This is a genomic window from Polaromonas sp. CG_9.11 (assembly GCF_015752225.1).
Classification (GTDB): Bacteria; Pseudomonadota; Gammaproteobacteria; order Burkholderiales; family Burkholderiaceae_C; genus Polaromonas.
In genome coordinates, this window is record NZ_JADOVE010000015.1 from 87,960 (window position 1) to 108,008 (window position 20,049).

Genomic DNA, 20,049 nt, shown 5'->3' on the forward strand with positions numbered 1-20,049 from the left:
TTACTAGCTTTTATTTTCCCTTGACCGAATCAAGAATACCCACATGCATAAAACTCTCAAGGTAAAGGTATGGCGCGGCAAAGAGGTCGGCGGGTTCACGGCCTACGACGTGCCGCGCAACGAAAGCCAGACCGTGCTGGATGTCGTGACCTATATCCAGCGCCATCTGGAGCCCTCGCTGAGCTACCGGTTTGCCTGCCGGGTGGGCATGTGTGGCTCTTGCGCCATGACCGTCAATGGCAAGGCGCGCTGGACCTGCCGCACGCACATTTCCAAGGTGGCCCCCAACGGCGAACTGGAAATCGCGCCGCTGTCGAACCTGCCGGTGATCAAGGACCTGGTCACCGACATGAGCGAGTTCTTTGATAAATGGGCCCGTGCCAAGGGGCAGTTCAAGGGCGAACTGACGCGCGACGCGCCTTTCGCGAAGGTCGAGCCGGCTTCCCCGGAACGCAAGGCGGCCGACGCCGGCATTGAATGCATCGGCTGCGGCATTTGTTACGCCTCGTGCGACGTGGTGAGCTGGCAGCCTGACTACCTGGGTCCGGCGGCACTCAACCGCGCCTGGACGCTGGCCAACGACGTGCGGGATGTGCAGCAGGTCGAGCGGCTGCGAGCGGTGGCCGGTGACGCGGGCTGCCATTCCTGCCACACCCAGGGTTCCTGTACCGAGCGCTGTCCCAAGCAGCTCGCCCCTACGCTGTCGATTGCCGGGCTCAAGCGCATAGTGGCCAAAGCGGCTGTGCGGGGCGAATTGTGAGTGCCGCGGCTGCGTCCGGCATCGCGCAGGCCAAGCGCTGGTACTGGCAGCGCATCAGCGCCATGGTGCTGGCGCTGTGCGTGGTGGTGCATCTGGCGGTCATGATCTATGCGGTGCGCGGCGGGCTGAGCGCTGGTGAAATCCTGGGCCGCACGCAGGGCAACTGGGGTTTTGCCGTGTTTTATGCGGTGTTTGTCGTGGCCTGCGCGGTGCATGTGCCCGTGGGCGTGGCCAACATTGCCCGTGAATGGTGGGGCCTGGGGGAACGCGCTGCGCTCTGGCTCTCGCGGGCTTTCGGGCTGCTGCTGCTGGGGATGGGCCTGCGCGCCGTGGTTGCAGTGGTGGCGGCATGAAGCGCCGCAACGACCAGCGCGCCCGCGCGCACCCAGCCTACTGGGCTTTCCTGATGCATCGCCTGTCGGGCCTGGGCCTGGCGGCATTCCTGCCGCTGCATTTCTGGGCGCTGGGCCAGGCCCTGCAGGGAGCCGCCGCACTGGACGGTTTTCTGCGCTTCGCCGACCAGGGACTTTTCAAGTTTGCCGAATGGGGCCTGGTGGTCCTGCTGGCGCTGCACATGATGGGCGGCGTGCGCCTGCTGCTGATCGAATTCGGCAGCGCATCGGGACTGCGCAAGGACTGGATTGCGGGTGCGGCGGGTTTTGCCGCCGCCGCCGGAATGGCCTTTGCCCTGTCACTTTTTTCCTGACTTTCACGGGCTTTTCCTGACTTTTCCAGGCGGTGTGCAAGGCCTGCTTTTCCATAACAAGGAGACAACGACATGACCTTTAACCGACGTTCAGCCCTGGGCCGCATTTTTGCGGCAACCGTCGTCACGGTTGCCGCCTGGGGCGTCATGCCCGCCATGGCGCAGGAGCGCTGGCCCGCCAAGCCGGTGCGCCTGGTCGTTCCCTTTTCGCCGGGCGGCTCAACCGATGTGGTGGCACGCATGATCGGCCAGAAGCTTTCGGTGCTCTGGGGCCAGCCGGTGATTGTCGAAAACCGCGCCGGGGCTGGCGGCAACCTGGGCGCAGACATGGTGGCCAAATCGCCGGCCGACGGCTACACGCTGCTGATGGCCTCGGGCAGCATCACCATCAATCCGCACATCTACAAGAACATGCCTTTTGACACCAGGAAGGACCTGGCGCCGATCACGAATGTGGCCAGCGGGCCGATGTTGCTCGTGGTGCCTGACCGCGCGCCGGTCAAGAGCGTGAAGGAATTGATCACCTTGGCCAAGGAAACACCAGGCGCGCTCAACTTCGGCTCTGCCGGTGTGGGCAGCCAGGTGCACCTGGCCGGTGAAAACTTTGCCGATGCCGCCCGCATCGAAATCAGGCATGTGCCTTACCGGGGCGAAGCGGTTGCCTACAACGACCTGATAGCGGGCCAGATCCAGATGATGGTGGGCAATTTTGCAGCGGCTTCTGCCTTGCTGGGCCCCGGAAGGCTGCGCGCGCTGGCCGTGACCGGCAAGCAGCGCTCAGAGCAGCTGCCTGACGTTCCCACCGTGGCCGAAAGCGGCCTGCCAGGCTTCGAAAACACCGGCTGGTTTGGTTTTCTGGCGCCCGCCGGCACGCCCCAGGGGATTCTTTCCAAAATACAGATCGACACTGCCAAGGTGCTGGCCGAATCTGACACCAAGGCGCGTTTGTTCGTGCAGGGCATGACCCCGGTGGGCAACACCCCTGCCGAATTTTCCAAGGCCATGGATGCGGAGTCCAAGCAGTGGGCCACCCTCGTGAAAAACCGCAACATCACCACCAACTGACGCCAGGGTAAAACCGATGAAGATTGATTTGCAAGCGGTGGAAGACGCCGCCATGACGCTGTACATCCGCGCGCTCAAGATGCTGCCGCCCGATGTCAAGGCCGGGCTGGACCGGCTGACCCGGACGGAAACGGCTGCCACGGCCCAAAGCGTGCTGGCGACCATGGTGACCAACATCCAGGTGGCCGAGGCCACCGACAACCTGCTGTGCCAGGACACCGGCATTCCCATCTACAACCTGCTGATCGGCTCGAACGTGCAGGTGGATGGCCACGCGCTCAAGCAGGCGATACGCCGCGGCTGCGAGCGCGCCACCCGCGAGCATCCGCTGCGCTCCTCGGTGGTGCATCCGCTGACGCGCAAGAACAACCACACCTCCTGCGGCATCGAGGTGCCCGTCATTCACATTGATTTCAGCCCGATGCCCGACCTGCTGGACATCGAAATGATCCCCAAGGGCAGCGGTTCGGAAAACAATTCATTCCTGAAGATGGCCATTCCGGCCGAAGGCATCGACGCGATCAAGACCTTTGTGATCGACTGCGTGCTGGCGGCCGGCGGCAAGACTTGCCCGCCGACCATCGTCGGCGTCGGCCTTGGCGGCACGTCCGACCTGAGCGTGGCGCTGGCCAAGCGCGCGGCCACCCGCGAACTGGGCAGCCGCTGCAGCGACCCCGAGGGCGCCAAACTGGAAGAGGCGCTGTCTGCCGCAGTGAACCAGCTGGGCGTGGGGCCGCAAGGCCTGGGCGGCGACTCGACGGCCTTCGCGGTGCAGATCGAGCTGGCCTCGACGCACATCACCATGAACCCCATCGCCGTCAACATGCAGTGCCACTCGGCGCGGCGCGCCCGCGCAACGTTCACGCCTGCAGGCGTGACCTACGGCTATTAAGGACTTTTTAGGAATTCAGCATGGCGCATCACGAACTCTCCACGCCGGTCACCGAGGCGCAAATCCGTCAGCTGCGTATCAACGACACGGTCACCTTGCAGGCAACGCTGTTCGGCATCCGCGATGCCACGCAGATCCACATGTTCGACCACGGCCGCCAGGCCCGGTTCGACATGAATGGCCATGCCGTGATCCACACCGCGCCGAATGTGCAGAAGGTTGAAAAATCCGCCGAGTACCCGGCCGGCTACCGGCCGATCTGCATCGGCACGACCACCTCTGACCGGATGGAGCGCTTCACCCGGCCGCTCATGACGGACTACGGCGTGCGCATGGTCATCGGCAAGGGCGGCCTGCGGGACGGCTCGCTGTCTGCGTTCAAGGACCTGGGCGGCGTCTACCTGGCCATTGTCGGCGGCACCGCCGCGCTGGAAACCACATGGATCGAGCAGATCGAAGACGTCGACATGGACGATCTGAACCCCGAGTCGCTCTGGAAATTCAGGATACGCAATTTCGGCCCGCTGCTGGTGGCCATGGACAGCCATGGCGGCAGCCTGTATGACGAGCTCAAGCAAAGCACGGCAGGCAACAGGGCCACAGCGCTGGCCAGTCTGGGAGTGAAAACATGACCATCAAACGAGTGCAGACTGACATCCTGATCCTGGGCTCCGGCGGCGCCGGCCTGTTTGCCGCCCTGCATGCGCACCAGACGGCCCCTGACCTGTCGATCACCGTCGCCGTCAAGGGCCTGCTCGGGAAATGCGGCTGTACCCGGATGGTGCAGGGCGGCTACAACGTCGCGCTGGCCGCAGGCGACTCGGTCGAGCGGCATTTCATGGACACGATCGAGGGCAGCAAATGGCTGTCAGACCAGGACCTGGCCTGGACGCTGGTGACCAAGGCGGTCGAGCGGGTGCACGAGCTTGAAAACGAACTGGGCTGCTTTTTCGACCGCAACCCCGATGGCACCGTGCACCAGAAAGCCTTTGCCGGACAGACCTTCGACCGCACCGTGCACAAGGGTGACCTGACGGGCATCGAGATCATCAACCGGCTGTCCGAGCAGGTCTGGTCGCGCGGCATTGCCCGGCTTGAAGAGCACCGCGCCATCGAGCTGATCAAGACGCCCGACGGCAGCGCGCTGGCGGGCGTGCTGATGATCGACATGCGGGACGGCGGCTTCGTGTTCGTGCAGGCCAAGGCCGTGCTGCTCGCCACCGGCGGCGGCCCGACCATGTACAAGTACCACACGCCCTCCGGCGACAAGTCCTGCGACGGCCTGGCGATGGCGCTACGGGCGGGTCTGCCGGTGCGCGACATGGAAATGGTGCAGTTCCACCCCACCGGCCTGCTCGCCGGCACCGGCACGCGCATGACCGGCACCGTGCTGGAAGAAGGCTTGCGCGGCGCGGGCGGCTACCTGCTCAATGGCGACGGCCAGCGCTTCATGGACCGCTACGACCCGAGGCTGGAGCGCGCCACCCGCGACATCGTGTCACGCTCCATTTTTTCCGAGATGCGCGCGGGCCGCACGTCGCCGAATGGCGGCGTTTATCTCCAGATGTCGCATCTGGGGCCTGAGAAGGTGCGCAAGCAGTTCAAGGGCATGGTCGAGCGTTGCGGTGATTGCGGTTTCGATCTGGCAGGCGGCCTGGTGGAAGTGGTGCCAACAGCCCACTACATGATGGGCGGCGTGGTGTTTAAAGCCGACTGCACCACGGCCTTGACCGGTTTGTTTGCCGCTGGCGAAGACACGGGCGGTGTGCACGGCGCCAACCGGCTGGGCGGCAACGGCGTGGCCAATTCCACCGTGTTCGGCGGCATCGCCGGCGACAGCATGGCGGTCTGGGTGAACAGCCAGGGCCGCCTGCGCGACCCGGACGAAGCGGCGATCGGGCAAAGCATGGCCTCGCACCTGACGCCGTTTGCGCAGGCGCCCGGGAACATTGAGGCGATTCGCGAAGCGCTGTTCGACTGCATGTGGCAGGACGTTGGCATTTTGCGCACGGCCGAAGGCCTGCAGCGCGCGCTCGTCACGCTGGCTGAACTCGATGCGCGGCTGTCGCGCACCGGCGTGGCCGATGGCGACCGCGCCTTCAACCTGAGCTGGCACGACTGGCTCAACCTGAAGAGCCTGATTGCCGTGGGCCGTGTGATCACCACCTCCGCGCTGGCCCGCGAAGACTCGCGCGGCGCGCATTTCCGCGAAGACCATCCGCACACCGGCGACCTGGAAGGCTCCAGTTACATCGTCGTGACGCAGGACGGCCAGACGCTGTCGATGCGCCGCGAACCGGTGCACTTCACCCGCGTCGTGCCTGGCCAGACGATCCTGCAAGAGGAGGATGCAATCGTTTCTTGAAACGCTTGAACAAGGCGCCCCGTGCGCTTTGACCTTTCCATGGCAGGCCAGCCGGTGGCGCCCGAATTTCTAATCTGAAGAACAGGAGACATCGTGCATTCCATCCCGTATACCCTGGCCCTATGGGCCGGCCTGTCTGCCATCGCACCTCAGGCAAGTGCCCAGACCCATCCCTACCCCGATCGCCCGGTCACGCTGGTCGTGCCCTTCAGTGCCGGCGGCGATGCCGATGTCGCTGCGCGCAATCTGGGCGTCGTGGTGCAACGCACGATGGGCCAGAGTCTGATTCCGGTGAACCGGGCCGGCGCAGGCGGCGCCATTGGCTCTCTCGCGGTGCGGGGCGCCAAACCCGACGGCTACACACTGCTGCTCGCCCGCGTCGGCTCGCAGGTTGTCCTGCCAGCACTGCAAAAGGGGCTGGACTACAAGTGGGACAGCTTCACTTTCCTTGGCCTGCTGGAATTGAATCCTGTGGTCTGCGCGGTGCGCAGCGAATCAAGCTTCAAGACCATGGCAGACCTGGTTGTTGCGTTGCGCGCCAAGCCTGGCAAGCTGAACTACAGCACCACTGGCCCTGCGACGATCTTGAACTTTGGTCCCCAACTGTTGTTCGATGTGCTCAAGCTCGGCAAGAACGCCGCTGTGCCGGTGGCCTACAAGGGCGGCGGTGAAGCGGCCATGGCCGTGCTTTCGGGCGATGTGGATTTCAGTTGTGGAAACCTCACGTCGATGATCGGCAATATCAAGGGCGGCAAGCTGCATGCGCTGATGACCACGACGCCAGAGCGACTCAAGGATCTGCCAGACGTGCCGACGGCGCGCGAGGCGGGTTATCCACAACTCGAAGCAGTCATCGGCTGGAGTGCGCTGTATGGTCCGCCCGGCTTGGGCAAGGAGATCACGGACCGCTGGGTGAACACACTCGCAGCCGCCGCGCAGGACCCCCAGTGGATTGCCGCAACTGAAAAAGCCGGCAGCATTGCGCGGGTGATGAAGCCCGGGGACACCGAAAAATTCGCGTCGGATCAGTACCAGGTCTACGAACGCCTGGGCCGCGAACTCCAGATTGAATTGAAATAAAAGGACCGATACATGAACACCTTTTCCCGCAACCGTGGCTGTGATGCCTTGATCCAGTCGCTCAAGACAGCCGGCGTGCGCCGAATCTTCACGCTTTCGGGCAACCACATCATGCCGATTTTCGATGCCGCGTTCAATTCGGGAATTGAGCTCATCCACACGCGCCACGAGGCCAGCGCCGTGCACATGGCCGATGCCTATGCGCGCATCACCGGCGAGGTGGGCGTGGCGCTGGTCACCGGTGGCCCCGGCCATGGCAATGCGGTGTCTGCGCTTTACACCGCGCAGATGGCCGAATCGCCGGTGCTGCTGCTGTCCGGCCATGCGCCGAACAACCAGCTTGGACTGGGCGCTTTTCAGGAAATGCGCCAGGCCGAGATGGCGACCCCGGTGACAAAGGCGGCCTGGACGTGCGCCGGGCCGGACCAGGTTGCCGGCGACATCGCCAGGGCGATCCGTATCGCGCGATCGGGCAGGCCCGGGCCGGTGAACCTGAACCTGCCCACGGACGCGCTCGATGACATCGCTGAGGCACCGGCGCTGGCGGCCGATGCCTTCGAGCCTGAAACCATGGCGCTGGACTTGGCCACCGCCAGCGACCTGATGCAGCGCCTGGCCCAGGCCAGGCGGCCGATGATCCTTGCCGGCCCGGCCTGCATGACCCGCCCGGGCCGCGCGATGCTGGCTGCACTGGAAGCGGCCAGCGGTGTGCCGGTGATCGGCATGGAAAGTCCGCGCGGCATCGCCGATGCCAGCCTGGGTGCCTTTGCGCAGATGCTGGCGCAGGCCGACTGCGTGCTGCTGGTCGGAAAACGGCTCGACTTCACGCTCAAATTCGGCAAGGCTCCGGCCTTGTCGGCACAAGCCACCGTGCATCAGGTGGATGCCGAACCGGCCGAAATCGAACGCACGCGCAACGCGCTCGGTGATCGACTTGAAGTCACCGCGCTGGCCGATGCTTTTTCGTCGCTGTCGGCGTTGACGCAGGCGGCTTCAAGCGGCGCGCCGTCCGCGTGGCGCGCCGACGTGCGCGGCGCGATCGCCTACCGTCCGCCGGCATGGGACAGCGTGCAGTCGGATTTGCCTGGCAAGCTTCATCCGGTGCAGATGCTCAGGCCGCTGCAGGCACTGCTCGACAGCCATCCCGAATCGGTGCTGGTGTGCGATGGCGGCGAAATAGGGCAGTGGGCGATGGCTTGCCTGAACGCGCCGCACCGGGTCAACAACGGCGTGGCGGGCTCGATCGGCTCGGGTCTTCCGTATGCGCTGGCCGCGCGTTGCGCGCAGCCGCAAGCGCCGGTGGTGGCGGTGATGGGGGACGGCACGGTCGGGTTTCATATCGCTGAATACGACACGGCCATGCGCTACGGACTGCCCTTTGTGTCGGTGGTCGGCAACGATGCGCGCTGGAATGCCGAATACCAGATCCAGTTGCGCGACTACGGTGCGGACCGGCTGGTGGGCTGCGAGCTTCGCCCGATGCGCTATGACGCTGTCGCCCAGGCTTTCGGCGGTCATGGCGAACGGGTGACCGAGCCGCAGGCGATGGCGTCGGCCGTACAGCGTGCCCAGGCCAGCGGCCTGCCCGCCTGCCTGAACGTGATGATCGAGGGTGTGCCTGCGCCGCAGATCCAGTATTGAAGGGGGCCTGTGTGTCAAACGATGGCGTTGGTGCCCCGACGGTGACAGGTTTGTGCGCATGTGTTGTGATGTCCTCAGACGGATGGCCGCAGCGATGATGCTGGCGCTCACGTCGCCCGCCTGCCAACGCAAGGCAGTGAGCGCGTGATCGACCTGCCCTGGCTTACGCTGCTGAGCGCCGCGCTGATCGTGACGGTCGCGTACACCGTGTATGGCCTGACCGGATTTGGCGCAGCGATCATTGCCATACCGCTGCTGGCGCATTTCTTTCCCTTGCGCTTTGCCGTGCCGATGATGCTGGTGTTTGATCTTTTTGCCGGCTTGTTGCTGGGCCTGAAGAATCGCAAATACCTGGACCGGAGCGAATTGCTGCGCTTGCTGCCCTTTTTGTTGATCGGCATGGCGGTGGGTGTGACCTTGCTGGTACGCGTCAGCGAACGCTGGCTGCTGATGGTGTTGGGCCTCTTTGTGCTCACCTATGCCAGCTGGAGCCTGCTGCGCAAGGCGGTGACTGCACCCATTTCGTCCCGGTGGGCCATGCCCGCCGGGATGGTGGGGGGCGCGTTCACCGCGCTGTATGGCACGGGCGGGCCGGTTTACATGATCTACCTGGCGCGGCGCCTGCCCGACAAAACCGTGATGCGCGCGACCATTGGCGTGCTGATCTTCGGCACCGCCCTGATCCGGCTGGCGCTTTTCACCGGCAGCGGGTTTTACCGCCAGGACGGACTGCTGCTGCTCGCGTTTGCGTTGTTGCCGTGTGCGATTCTGGGCTATCTGGCGGGCAGCCACCTGCATGCGCGCATGCCCGCGGAACGCGTCATTCAGGCGGTGTGGCTGCTGTTGATTGCCGGCAGTACCAGCCTGCTGTGGCGCGGCCTGACCATGCCATGAGATCGGGGTTTTGCCCGGATGGGCATATTTTCCCAACGGCTGAATTCCTGTTGGCTTCAGCCCGGTTTGACTGATGTCGCCGGTCCGGTGGACTGACGCACCACCAGCGCCACGTCAATTTTGGTGCTGCGCTGGACCGGCTCACCGCGAATCGCGGCCACCAGCCGGTCGGCCGCTGTACTCCACATGGCTTGCGTGGGAACCCTTACGGTGGTCAGTGCGGGCTGCAGGTGCCGAGCCATCTCCAGGTCATCAAAACCCACGATGGACAGGTCGCGCGGCACCTGCAAGCCCAGGCTGGCCGCTTCCAGCATGGCGCCAAAGGCCAGCACGTCGTTGCCGCAGATCACCGCCGTGGGCGCTGGCTGGTGCGCCATCAGCTGGCGCAGCCCGTCCCGCGCATCGGCCAGCGCGTAAGCCCTCTCCAGGAGGCGCCCGGCGGGTAAATCCAGCCCGGCCGCCTGCAATGTCCTGCGCACGCCTTCAACACGCTGCATTGCACGGTCATTGCTGTGTGTTACGCCGGCCAGCATGGCAATGTGGCGATGCCCCAGATCGATCAGGTATTGCGTCGCCTGGGCCATGGCGGCAACATTGTCAAAGCCGACACTGATATGTTGGCTGTCCGGCGCATGCACCATCACATGGACGCAGGGCAGGCTGCGCTGCGCCATGAAACGCAGCAGGTCGGGATGCTGGCTGAAGCCGCACAGCACCAGCGCATCGGCCCCCCGGGTGACCAGGTTGATGGCCTGGCGCATTTCACTGGTTTTGTCGTAGCCGCTGGTGGCAATCAATAACTGGATGTCCGACTGCGCCAGCCGACGCTGGAGCGCATCAATGGCGGTGGCAAAGATGGCGTTGTCCACGGTGGGAAACACCGCGCCGACCGTGCCGGAGCGCCGCAGCATCAGCGCACGCGCCCCGGCATGCGGCACATAACCCAGCCGCTCCACCGCCGCCGCCACTTTCTTGCGCAAAGACTCGCTGACCGACTCGGGCCGGTTCAGGACGCGTGACACCGTCGCGGTCGATACGCCCGCCAGGCGGGCGACATCGTCAATGGTGGGGTGGCTATTTTCAGGTGCAGTCATAAGATTTAAATGTACGCGCTTACAGGTTTTATTTTAAGCCGGCAATCTTCGGGTTTACGTTAATAAATCAACATCGTCATCCGATTGACAGGTAAGGCTTGAACGTCAAATAATGAAAGCGCTTACAAATCAATTCGGGAGAGTTTGGTGACATCTGCGAAAACCGTTCAACCTCTGGCCGCCAGCGCTTCCAATCGCAATGGCGCACACCTTTTTTCGTGGAGCAATGGGTTGCTGCGTGTGATGCTGACGCTGGGCATGGTGGTTTTGGTGTGGTGGGGACTGACCGATGGCTCCGGCCTGATCTCCAGCATGCGGTTTCCCGCGCCGGCTGAAACCCTGGCCTCCTGGAACCAGATCGTGTTTGACGGCTACAGCAATGCGCGCTGGCACGAACATGTGCTGCGCAGCGTGCGGCTGGTCACCATGGGTTTTGTGGTGGCATCCACCCTGGGCGTGGTGCTGGGGCTGGCAATGGGCGCCAGCCGCACGGTGGAGGCGCTGGCCAACCCGGCTTTCCTGTTTCTGCGCCCGATTCCGCCGCTGGCCTGGATTCCGCTGGCCATCGTGTGGCTCGGTCTGGGCGATGCCGCAAAGGTGATGGTGATTTTCGTCGCTGCCTTCGTGCCGTCGGTCATCAACACCTTCAGCGGCGTGCGCCAGATCGAGCGACCGCTGCTGGAGGCCAGTGCCATGCTGAACATTGCCGGCTGGCGCTACTGGAAAGAGGTGCTGATTCCCGGGGCGATGCCGAGCATTTTCACCGGGCTGCGACTGTCATTGCAGGCGTCGTGGACCACCCTCGTGGCGGCTGAACTGGTGGGCGCCATCGCGGGTCTGGGGCAAATCCTTAACCAGGGCGCGCAGGACATTTACCCGCCCATGATCCTGGTCGGCATGATGAGCGTGGCCCTGACCGGCTGGCTGATGACGCTGGCCCTGGGCTGGCTGGAGAAAAAAGTGATGCCCTGGAGGAGCACGTAAATGCTGCAACCCCCTTTGTCCGCGGGCCGTTTCTGGGCCCTGAGTCTGGCGGGCGCCGCCGGATTTTTCTTCCTCTGGTCCGCCATGGCCTTGTCGGGCTTGGTGCCGCGCACTTTTTTGCCCGCGCCGTGGGAAATCCTCTCGCGCCTGGTCCAGTTGACGCATGAGCCGTTTGCTGGCTACACGCTGCAAATGCACCTGCTGTCCAGTCTGAAACGATTTGCCATGGGGTTCATTCTGGCGGTGTGTGTCGGCATTCCGCTGGGCTTGCTGATGGCCTGGTTTCGCTGGGTGGACAAGATTGTCGGGCCGCTGTTTGAAGCGGTGCGTTTTGTTGCGCCGATTGCCTGGGTGCCTTTTGCGGCACTGTGGTTTGGCACCGGCATTGGCGGGCCAATCCTGATCATTTTCATGGGGGCACTGCCGCCGGTACTGATCAACACCTACCGCGGCGCCAAGTATGTGGACCGCAAGTACATCGAAGCCTCCAGCATGCTGGGCGCGGGCCCCTGGCGCGGCATCACGCAGGTCATGCTTCCTGCGGCTGTTCCGTCTATCGTGGCTGGCCTGCGCATCTCTGCCGGCCTGGCCTGGCAGTCGCTGGTGGGAGCCGAGCTGATCGTTGCGTCCAGCGGGGTCGGTTACCTGATGGTCAAGGGGCAGGCCGGCTTGTCCACCGCCACGGTGATGAGCGGCATGATTGCCATCGGACTGGTGGGCCTGGTCATGGATGTGCTGCTGCAGCGTCTGCAGCAGACGATTGAAACCCGCCGTGGACTGTGAAAAGCGCGGCCCTGAAAAACACCAGCCCAGGAGACCTATGGCCATCATTCATTTCAACAATGTGGAGCGCACCTTTCACCAGGGCAACCAGGACTTTGTCGCGCTCAAGGGCGTCAACCTGGAGGTCGGCGACCGCGAGTTTGTCGCCATCGTGGGGCCGTCGGGTTGCGGCAAGACCACCTGCATGCGCATGGCGGCGGGACTTGAACATCCCACGGGCGGCCATGTGATGGTGGACAACGAGGTGGTGACGCGCCCCGGCCCGGACCGTGCGGTGGTGTTTCAGCAGTTTGCGCTGTTCCCCTGGAAAACCGTCTGGGACAACATCGAGTTCGGCCTGCATTCGCTGGGCATCGCGGCGGCCGAAAGGAAAAAACGTATCGAGCAATACATCGACCTGATGGGCCTGAAGGGTTACGAAAAAGCCTTTCCGCACCAGCTCTCGGGCGGCATGCAGCAGCGGGTGGCGATTGCCCGGGCCTATGTGCTCGACCCCAAGGTCTTGCTGATGGATGAACCCTTTGGCGCGCTCGATGCCCAGACGCGCGTGGTCATGCAGGAGGAGCTGGTGCGCCTGGCGCGCAAGCATCCGCGCACCGTGCTGTTCATCACCCATGCGGTGGAAGAGGCGGTTTACCTGGCCGACCGCGTCGTGGTGATGTCGCGCCGGCCCGGCACGATCCGGGAAATCATCGACATCAAATCCATTCGCGATGCAGAAGGCTGGGACGCCCTGCCGCGCATCGAGGACGTCATGGACCAGCCGTCTTTTGTTCACCTTCGAACCCAGATATGGAAATTGCTGCGCGATCAGCACGATGCGGCAATCCATTGAGTCAGGCCCCGGATTTTTATTCCACTAACTTCAGGAGATTCCCATGAAAACCTTCTTGCGCAACACCCTGCTGGGCGCTCTTGTCGCCAGCGCCACGCTGGGCGCTCAAGCGCAGGCACCGCTCACTGAAATCAAGGTCAGCTACCAGCCGGCCTTGTACTGGTCCTTGCCGTTTTTTGTTGCCGCAGAGAAGAACTGGTGGGCTGAAGTAGGGCTCAAGCCGGTGTTCAGCATCTTCCCGGCGGGTGTGCCGCAAATGGCTGCTGCTGCGGCCAAATCATGGGATGTGGGCGGAACAGGCTCTGTGCCGGCGGTGCTGGGCCATATGCGCTTCGGCATCAAAACCATTGGCCTGACCAATGACGAATCGGACGCCAACGCCCTGATGGTCAGCAAGGAAATGGCTGACCAGATCGCCAAAAACCCGGCGGCGATCAAAGGCCAGACGATTTTGCTCACCAGCAATTCCACTGGAGATTTTGCGGTCCAGTCGTGCCTGAAAAAATACGGACTGACCAAGCAGGACGTGATGATCAAGAACATGGGGCAGTCCGAAATCATCTCGGCGCTGGCGTCGGGCGGCGCCAACCTGGCCGGGCTCTGGGCGCCCAACACCTATGCGGTGGAAGAAAAGGCTGGCGCTGTCCAGCTCTGCTCGGGCAAGGACGGCGGCGCCATCGTGCCCGGTGCGCTGGTGGCACGCAGTGAATACGCCGAGCAGAACCCCGAGGAGGTCGCGAAATTTCTCGCCGTTTACCTGCGCGCCTGGTCGTGGATGAATGCCAACCGGCCCGAAGCGGTGGTGATGATGCGCAAGTTCTACGAGCAGGGGGGTGTCAATGTCTCCGACGCTTCGCTGCAAAAGGAGTTTGCCAAGCGCCCGACCTTTAGCCTCGAACAGCAGCTCGCCCGCATGGACCGCAGCCGGGGCGCTTCCGACATGGACACCTGGTTTGGGCAAATTGCCGCCTTCATGCGCGGCACGGGCGCCATCAACACCACACCGCCGGGCAACGACTACATCACCGATGCCTACATGAAGCGTGTCAACGCGAACCCCAAATTGCGAGAGTTCGCCAACCGCACCCAGTAAGTCACGCAAAGCACCTGCACGCCTGTCGTGGAGGTGCTTTTTCAAAGCCTGGATTTGTAAGGGCTTTCAAATGAGGTTGGCGGCGCCTTTTTGATTGACTTTTTATTGACCCCTTGAGGAGATTGAAATGACTGTGACATACCTGAAAAAAGCCGACAAGACGCCGGAAACAGAAACAGCCAGTGCCCAGCAAGTCGTGACCACCATGCTGGGCGAAATTGGCGCCAACGGCGAGTCGGCGGTGCGGGCCTATGCCAAAAAACTCGACCAGTGGGACGGCGAGATCGTGGTGAGCCGGGCCGAGATCGAGCGGCGCAGCGCCGAGGTGCCTGACCAGGTGCGGCGCGACATCGATTTTGCGATCAAGCAGGTGAGCGACTTTGCGCTGGCGCAGCGCCGGTCGCTGAACGAATTCTCGGTGGGCCTGCATCCAGGCGTGACTGCCGGGCAACGGGTACTGCCGGTCAATGTGGCCGGTTGTTACGCGCCTGCCGGGCGGTATGCGCACATCGCCTCGGCCTATATGGGCGTGGCCACGGCCAAGGCGGCAGGTGTGAAAACCATCATCGCCTGCTCCGGGCCGTTTCGTGGCGGTCCGATGCATCCGTATCTGCTATACGCCTTCGACCGGGCCGGTGCCGATGTCATCATGACGCTGGGCGGTGTGCAGGCCATTGCCTCGATGGCGTATGGCCTTTTTACGGGCCAGCCTGCGGATGTCATTGTCGGACCCGGTAACAAATTCGTTGCCGAAGCCAAACGCACATTGTTTGGCAAGGTCGGCATCGATGTGTTTGCCGGTCCGTCCGAGGTCGGCGTCATTGCGGACGACAGCGCTGATGCGGCCATGGTTGCAAGTGACCTGGTCGGCCAGGCCGAGCATGGCCATGAGTCACCCGCCTGGCTGTTCACCACCTCCCGGGCACTGGCCGAGCAGGTAATGCAACGGGTGCCCGAGTTGATTGACAAACTGCCGCCTACCGCGCGTGACGCCGCCGGCAGCGCCTGGCGCGATTACGGCGAAGTGATCTTGTGCGACACCCGGGATGAGGTGGTGGAGGTGTCAGACCGCTATGCCAGCGAACACCTGGAAGTGCATGCCCGTGATCTTGACTGGTGGCTGGACAACCTGACTTCCTACGGCTCGCTGTTCCTTGGCGAGGAAACCACGGTGGCCTTTGGTGACAAGGCCAGCGGCCCCAACCATGTGCTGCCGACCAAGGGCGCGGCGCGCTACTCCGGCGGCCTGTCGGTGCACAAGTTCATGAAAACCCTGACCTGGCAGCGCATGACACGCGATGGGGCCCGTGACATTGGCGAAGTCACTGCGCGTATTTCACGCCTGGAAGGCATGGAGGCCCATGCCCGAACGGCGGACGACCGGCTGGCCAAATACTTTCCCGGGACTGCGTTCGATCTGGGCGAGCCGGTGTCGGTATGAGCATTGCGCAACTGTTCGACCTGTCGGGCCGGCGGGCGCTGGTCACGGGCGGCAATTCCGGCATCGGCGAAGCCATGGCCCGCGCGCTGGGCCTGGCAGGCGCGCAGGTGCTGCTGGTGGCGCGTCGCCAGGGCGAACTCGACGCTGCCGCTACGCGCCTGCAGGCCGAAGGAATCGCTGCCACCACCCTGGCGGCGAACCTGGCCGATGCCGCCGCGCTGCGGGATGTGGCAGCTGCAGCCGAAGCGGCGCTGGGCGGCGTTGACATCCTTGTCAACGCCGCCGGCATCAACCTGCGGCAGCCGTTTCTGGACGTCACGCCTGCAAGCTGGGCAACGCAGCTGGCGCTGCATCTTTCCGCGCCGTTTTTTTTGACGCAGGCGCTCGCGCCCGGCATGAAGGACCGCCGCTGGGGCCGCATCATCAACATCGCTTCGCTGCAAAGCTGGCGTGCGTTTGCCAACAGCGCGCCGTATGGCGCCGGCAAGGGCGGCGTGGTGCAGCTGACACGCGCCATCGCCCAGGCGTGGTCGCCGCACGGCATCACCTGCAATGCCATCGGGCCGGGATTTTTCCCGACCGCGCTGACGGCCGCCGTGTTTGACAACCCCGAGCTGGCAGCGCGCAATGCGTCGCAAACCTGTATCGGGCGCAACGGAGAACTGACGGACCTGCATGGCGCGACGGTGTTTTTGGCCAGCGCGGCCAGCGCCTACATCACCGGACAGACGCTGATGGTCGATGGCGGCTTCACCGCGCGTTGAAAACTGAAAAAGGATCCATCGGATGAAAGCCCTTGTTTACACCCAACCCAACGAGCTGCAATTGCAGGAGCGCCCCCGGCCCGAACTGACCGATGGCGAAGTGGTGCTCAAAATCGACGCCGTCGGCATCTGCGGCTCCGACCTGCATGCCTGGCATGGCCACGACCCGCGGCGCACGCCAGGGCTGGTGCTGGGCCACGAGTTTGTCGGCACGGTGGCGGAATCGGCTGCCCGTGGTTTTGAGCCGGGCACGCGTTTCACCGGCAACCCGCTGATCACCTGCGGTGTCTGCGACTACTGCGTGCAGGGCCGCAACAACCTGTGTTCCAACCGCACCATGGTCGGCATGACCCGACCCGGCGCCTACGCCGAGTTCATGAGCATTCCGGCCGCGTCCCTGATCGCCATGCCGCAGGACATGTCCGATGTGGCGGCGGCGCTGACCGAACCGGCGGCCACGGCCTGGCACGCCGTCAACCTGTCGCTGCGCGTGCTGCCGCGTCCGGTGCACGAATGCCGCGTGCTGGTGATTGGCGGTGGTGCCATTGGCATGCTGGCCGCCTTGCTGCTCAAGCACCTGGGCGTGGTCCGGCTCACGCTGAGTGAGCCCAATTCCCTGCGGCGTGAGGCGGTACAGACCCATGTCGGTTGTGAAACCCTGGACCCGCGCCAACAGACACCCGCTGAAAACCATTACGACTATGTGTTTGATGCCGTGGGTGCCAAGGCGACGCGCCAGCAGGCCTTTGTCGCCATCCGGCCCGGCGGCGTGATCATGCATGTGGGCCTGCAGGACTGGGCCAGCGAAATCGACATGCGCAAGCTGACGTTGTCTGAAATCACGCTGCTGGGCACCTACACCTACACCACCGCCGACCTGCGCGCCACCGTGGCCGCGCTGCATGCGGGCGTGTTCGGAGACCTGGCCTGGGTTGAGGAACGGCCCATGGCGCAGGGGCAGCGCACCTTTCAGGACCTCGACGAAGGCCGCGCAGCATCGGCCAAGATCGTCTTGCGGCCCTGATAGGCAACGGCCGCCCCGGGCTGCCCGGGGGATTGCACCAAGCTACTTGCCGGCTGCAGGCCACTGCGCCTTCAATTCGGCGCAGTAGTCGGTCTCGGGCAATGCCGGTGTCGGCCAGACGCTGTCAAACGCGCCGGGCCGGTCGGTGGCATCGCCATCGCCAGCGCGCAGCTGCAGGGATTTGGCCTTCACGTCGGCCCGCAGGTGCTGCGGCACCCCCAGGGTACGGTCGGCATGGCCGTTGCCGGTCAGCAGCGCCACCGTTTTACCGGGCAGCAGCAACTGGTGAACGGTGTCGGCCATGGTGATGTCCTTGGCGATCTGGATGCGCGTCATCGGCGTGATCTGGCTTTCGGGCAGCAGGTTGCAGTGGCCGATGCGAATGCGCTGCTGCTGCGCCTTCAGGGCCGGACCTGGCAGCTGCGCATCGAGCTTGCTGTCGTTCATGCTGGCCGTCATCTGGTCGCGCGGCAGGTTGGCACCCAGCACCGGCACGCCGGCGCGCACGGCGGTCATCACCGCCGGCCCGTAGGCCGTCCACGGCCAGGACTTGTCGTCCCATTTCAATGCCCTGCGCGCCTGCGCTTCGGTCGAACTCGGTTTGAGCTGCGCGGTGCTGACACCGACCTCGGCCATTTCCAGCGCCACGGCGGCCAGCAGGCCCCGGCTTGCCAGGCTGGAAACGATCTGCTGCTCCAGTTCATGGTGCGCCGCCGCATCGTGCTGTTCGCCGACCAGCAGCACGTCGGCGGGCAGTAATGCCTCCAGCCGTGTCGCTGTCTGGGCAGCCATGCGGTTGCCGGTCTGTTCAAGGATGGGCAGTTCGGGCCTGCCGGCGCAACCCGCGGTCAGCAATGCGGATGAGGCCACAACAAGCAAGGCGAAACGGCAGGGTGAAAGGACGCGGGAAGTAAACAGCATGGCCGAATACTAAAGCCTTCGTCGGCGCGCTGCCTTGCGTTTGGCATCTTGCGGGCTTTTTGTCGGAGCGGTTGCGGATGCAGTCAAGCTCTGTCGGCGCAGGGGCCAGCCAAATGGTCAGTGCAGGGAAACCGGCGTGTTCGCCAAGCCGCTGTAGCCTTCCAGCGTGTCCTCGACCTCTTCCTGGGTAGGCGTGTCCTTTTCCCAGCCGCTCAGGCGCTGCTGGAACATTTCTGCCCAAGAGCCGTCAAGGTAAACCTGCTTGCCCGAGCGCTTGTCCACGATTTCATAGCCGTGCCGGGCGAGTTGGGGAACGGCTGGCCGGGGTGCCGAGTCTTCGGGCGCATTCGCGTGAATTTGCACCACCACAAATGATTCAGAGTCGTAAAGCAGTTGCATGGAGATATCCTTTCCCCGCAGATGGCCACGATCGGCGCAACTTCAAGGGGGCCTGGGCGGGCAAGGCCTTATAGACGGCTCATGGACGGCTCAGGGACGCGTCAGCTCGCTCAGTTGCTGATCGACAAAATCGCCGTTCGCCTGGGTGATCCTGCTGCGCACCGGCAGATAGTCCAGCGCCGGGGCAAACCAGATTTCAACCTTCTGGTCGTAGTCGCGGCGGGGCTGGCGCGACAGCTTGACGGTCGCCGTTTCGCCGAAAGGCAGGGCGAGCAATTCCGGGCCTTCGACTTCAAAGGTCCAGTTGTCCGCAGCGCGCGGCCCGACGGTGAGCGTTGAAATGGTCGAGCCCGCCGCAAAACCCGACGGGTTGCCCGCCAGCATGCCGCCGAGCTGAAAAAACACGCTGACCCGGTCCTGCGCGCCCTGAATCCACGGCACCGTGGGCGTGTTGGCGCTGAAACTGATCTGGCCCTTGTCGGGCTCGAAATGGGCCGCCACCTCGGTGCGCGACTTGTCGGAAAAGCGCGTGGGCGCCAGCCCTTGTGGGCTGATCTGGCCGGTGCTGCTCATGCTGCGCGAGCCGATGAACAACGCCTTGACGGTCATGCGCGCGGTGTAGCTGCCGCCGGCATTTTCCCAGAGCAGTTCGCCTTGGGCATGGTAGGTCAGGCCCTTGGCGCTGCCGGTCATGCGGTAGTCAAGCCGGGCGCTTGCCGCAAGCGCCATGGCTGTGACCGGCGTCTGGGTCACTGGCACCGGCGGTAAAGGCGCTGCAGCATCGCTGGCGGGCGGCGTCGGGGCCCCTGCCGTGGCGCTGCTGGCGGAAACTGCGGGTGCAGGTGCGGCATCCGGCAAGGCCGTGGAGGGCGCGGCGCTGTCCGCCTCTGCCGGGGCGGGCGTTTCATCGACTCTGCCAGGCGGCGGGCTAGGAGGTGCTATGGAATCAATAGCTGGTGGGGCAGGCTGGTTCTGCGCAACAGGCACTTTTTGCTTGAAAATTGGCTTTTTGGAAGGCTTGGCGACCGGTTGGGGCGGGGTTGGTGCGGGAGGCGCAGCTTCGGCCGGTGGCAGGCTGGCGGCCACCGGCGGCAGGGCAATGCTGCGGGTGGTCAGCACTGCGACGCTGTGGTACGGCGGTGCCTGCGCCGGGCCGAAGCGGGCCGGACGGGTTTGCAGCATCAGTGCATGAACGGCCAGCACCCCGGCGGCCAGCAGGCCCAGGGTGCGCCAGGGCGGTGCGGCGTGGCGCGGCACAATCTGGCCTGTTGCCGGGGTGTCGGAAGTCAGCCTGTCAGGACGCATCGC

General features: G+C 64.2%; 21 protein-coding genes. 17 read left to right on the top strand and 4 right to left on the bottom strand.

The genetic code is table 11. The features are described from left to right. Positions 1-43 precede the first annotated feature (43 nt). From IWX85_RS13410 to IWX85_RS13455, 10 genes are all read left to right on the top strand, one after another. Positions 44-760, top strand: a complete 717-nt coding sequence (locus tag IWX85_RS13410; protein ID WP_196870072.1) for a succinate dehydrogenase/fumarate reductase iron-sulfur subunit — start codon at positions 44-46, stop codon at positions 758-760. After that, positions 757-1,113, top strand: a complete 357-nt coding sequence (locus IWX85_RS13415) for a succinate dehydrogenase (protein WP_370584282.1) — start codon at positions 757-759, stop codon at positions 1,111-1,113. The genes IWX85_RS13410 and IWX85_RS13415 overlap by 4 nt, the downstream gene beginning before the upstream one ends. Next, on the top strand, positions 1,110-1,466 hold the full coding sequence (gene sdhC / locus IWX85_RS13420) for a succinate dehydrogenase, cytochrome b556 subunit (protein ID WP_036806829.1): 357 nt from the start codon (positions 1,110-1,112) through the stop codon (positions 1,464-1,466). The genes IWX85_RS13415 and sdhC overlap by 4 nt, the downstream gene beginning before the upstream one ends. A gap of 72 nt (positions 1,467-1,538) precedes the next feature. Beyond that, a complete protein-coding gene (locus tag IWX85_RS13425) occupies positions 1,539-2,531 on the top strand; it encodes a tripartite tricarboxylate transporter substrate binding protein (protein ID WP_196870073.1) in 993 nt (330 codons plus the stop codon). Positions 2,532-2,547: 16 nt separating this feature from the next. Beyond that, on the top strand, positions 2,548-3,423 hold the full coding sequence (locus tag IWX85_RS13430) for a fumarate hydratase (RefSeq protein WP_036806823.1): 876 nt from the start codon (positions 2,548-2,550) through the stop codon (positions 3,421-3,423). A 20-nt stretch (positions 3,424-3,443) separates the two neighbouring features. Continuing rightward, positions 3,444-4,055, top strand: coding sequence for a fumarate hydratase C-terminal domain-containing protein (locus tag IWX85_RS13435; RefSeq protein WP_036806820.1), 612 nt, complete (start codon positions 3,444-3,446; stop codon positions 4,053-4,055). Next, the gene (locus IWX85_RS13440) at positions 4,052-5,788 is read left to right on the top strand and encodes an L-aspartate oxidase (RefSeq protein ID WP_196870074.1); all 1,737 of its coding nucleotides are present in this window, start codon (positions 4,052-4,054) and stop codon (positions 5,786-5,788) included. Before IWX85_RS13435 ends, IWX85_RS13440 begins: the two co-directional genes overlap by 4 nt. A gap of 93 nt (positions 5,789-5,881) precedes the next feature. Further along, on the top strand, positions 5,882-6,868 hold the full coding sequence (locus IWX85_RS13445) for a Bug family tripartite tricarboxylate transporter substrate binding protein (RefSeq protein ID WP_370584283.1): 987 nt from the start codon (positions 5,882-5,884) through the stop codon (positions 6,866-6,868). Between the two features lie 12 nt (positions 6,869-6,880). After that, positions 6,881-8,509 carry a thiamine pyrophosphate-binding protein gene (locus tag IWX85_RS13450; RefSeq protein ID WP_196870075.1) on the top strand — a complete coding sequence of 543 codons (1,629 nt, stop codon included), beginning with the start codon at positions 6,881-6,883 and terminating at the stop codon, positions 8,507-8,509. 144 nt (positions 8,510-8,653) lie between these two features. After that, positions 8,654-9,403 carry a sulfite exporter TauE/SafE family protein gene (locus IWX85_RS13455; RefSeq protein WP_370584284.1) on the top strand — a complete coding sequence of 250 codons (750 nt, stop codon included), beginning with the start codon at positions 8,654-8,656 and terminating at the stop codon, positions 9,401-9,403. A 56-nt stretch (positions 9,404-9,459) separates the two neighbouring features. On the opposite strand, the gene IWX85_RS13460 is transcribed toward IWX85_RS13455, so the two are convergent. Further along, the gene (locus IWX85_RS13460; protein ID WP_196870076.1) at positions 9,460-10,497 is read right to left on the bottom strand and encodes a LacI family DNA-binding transcriptional regulator; all 1,038 of its coding nucleotides are present in this window, start codon (positions 10,495-10,497) and stop codon (positions 9,460-9,462) included. 147 nt (positions 10,498-10,644) lie between these two features. Between IWX85_RS13460 and IWX85_RS13465 the strand changes: the two genes are divergently transcribed. The 7 genes from IWX85_RS13465 to IWX85_RS13495 all read left to right on the top strand — a co-directional run bounded on the left by IWX85_RS13465 (position 10,645) and on the right by IWX85_RS13495 (position 17,421). Beyond that, positions 10,645-11,481, top strand: a complete 837-nt coding sequence (locus IWX85_RS13465; protein WP_196870077.1) for an ABC transporter permease — start codon at positions 10,645-10,647, stop codon at positions 11,479-11,481. Further along, on the top strand, positions 11,482-12,264 hold the full coding sequence (locus IWX85_RS13470; RefSeq protein WP_036806805.1) for an ABC transporter permease: 783 nt from the start codon (positions 11,482-11,484) through the stop codon (positions 12,262-12,264). 37 nt (positions 12,265-12,301) lie between these two features. Further along, a complete protein-coding gene (locus IWX85_RS13475; protein ID WP_036806801.1) occupies positions 12,302-13,099 on the top strand; it encodes an ABC transporter ATP-binding protein in 798 nt (265 codons plus the stop codon). Between the two features lie 43 nt (positions 13,100-13,142). Beyond that, on the top strand, positions 13,143-14,192 hold the full coding sequence (locus IWX85_RS13480; RefSeq protein ID WP_036806798.1) for an ABC transporter substrate-binding protein: 1,050 nt from the start codon (positions 13,143-13,145) through the stop codon (positions 14,190-14,192). Positions 14,193-14,319: 127 nt separating this feature from the next. Further along, positions 14,320-15,633 (top strand): histidinol dehydrogenase, encoded by a 1,314-nt coding sequence (hisD, locus tag IWX85_RS13485; RefSeq protein WP_196870078.1) that lies wholly within the window; start codon positions 14,320-14,322, stop codon positions 15,631-15,633. Continuing rightward, complete coding sequence (locus tag IWX85_RS13490; protein WP_196870079.1) at positions 15,630-16,397, top strand: SDR family NAD(P)-dependent oxidoreductase; 768 nt, start codon at positions 15,630-15,632, stop codon at positions 16,395-16,397. The genes hisD and IWX85_RS13490 overlap by 4 nt, the downstream gene beginning before the upstream one ends. Positions 16,398-16,419: 22 nt before the next feature. Then, on the top strand, positions 16,420-17,421 hold the full coding sequence (locus IWX85_RS13495; RefSeq protein ID WP_196870080.1) for a galactitol-1-phosphate 5-dehydrogenase: 1,002 nt from the start codon (positions 16,420-16,422) through the stop codon (positions 17,419-17,421). A gap of 42 nt (positions 17,422-17,463) precedes the next feature. On the opposite strand, the gene IWX85_RS13500 is transcribed toward IWX85_RS13495, so the two are convergent. The 3 genes from IWX85_RS13500 to IWX85_RS13510 all read right to left on the bottom strand — a co-directional run bounded on the left by IWX85_RS13500 (position 17,464) and on the right by IWX85_RS13510 (position 20,046). Then, positions 17,464-18,342 (bottom strand): ChaN family lipoprotein, encoded by an 879-nt coding sequence (locus tag IWX85_RS13500; RefSeq protein ID WP_196870081.1) that lies wholly within the window; start codon positions 18,340-18,342, stop codon positions 17,464-17,466. Between the two features lie 117 nt (positions 18,343-18,459). Continuing rightward, positions 18,460-18,741, bottom strand: coding sequence for a DUF3567 domain-containing protein (locus IWX85_RS13505; RefSeq protein ID WP_036806783.1), 282 nt, complete (start codon positions 18,739-18,741; stop codon positions 18,460-18,462). Between the two features lie 90 nt (positions 18,742-18,831). Further along, positions 18,832-20,046 carry a DUF3108 domain-containing protein gene (locus tag IWX85_RS13510; protein ID WP_196870082.1) on the bottom strand — a complete coding sequence of 405 codons (1,215 nt, stop codon included), beginning with the start codon at positions 20,044-20,046 and terminating at the stop codon, positions 18,832-18,834. Between the last annotated feature and the right edge of the window lie 3 nt (positions 20,047-20,049).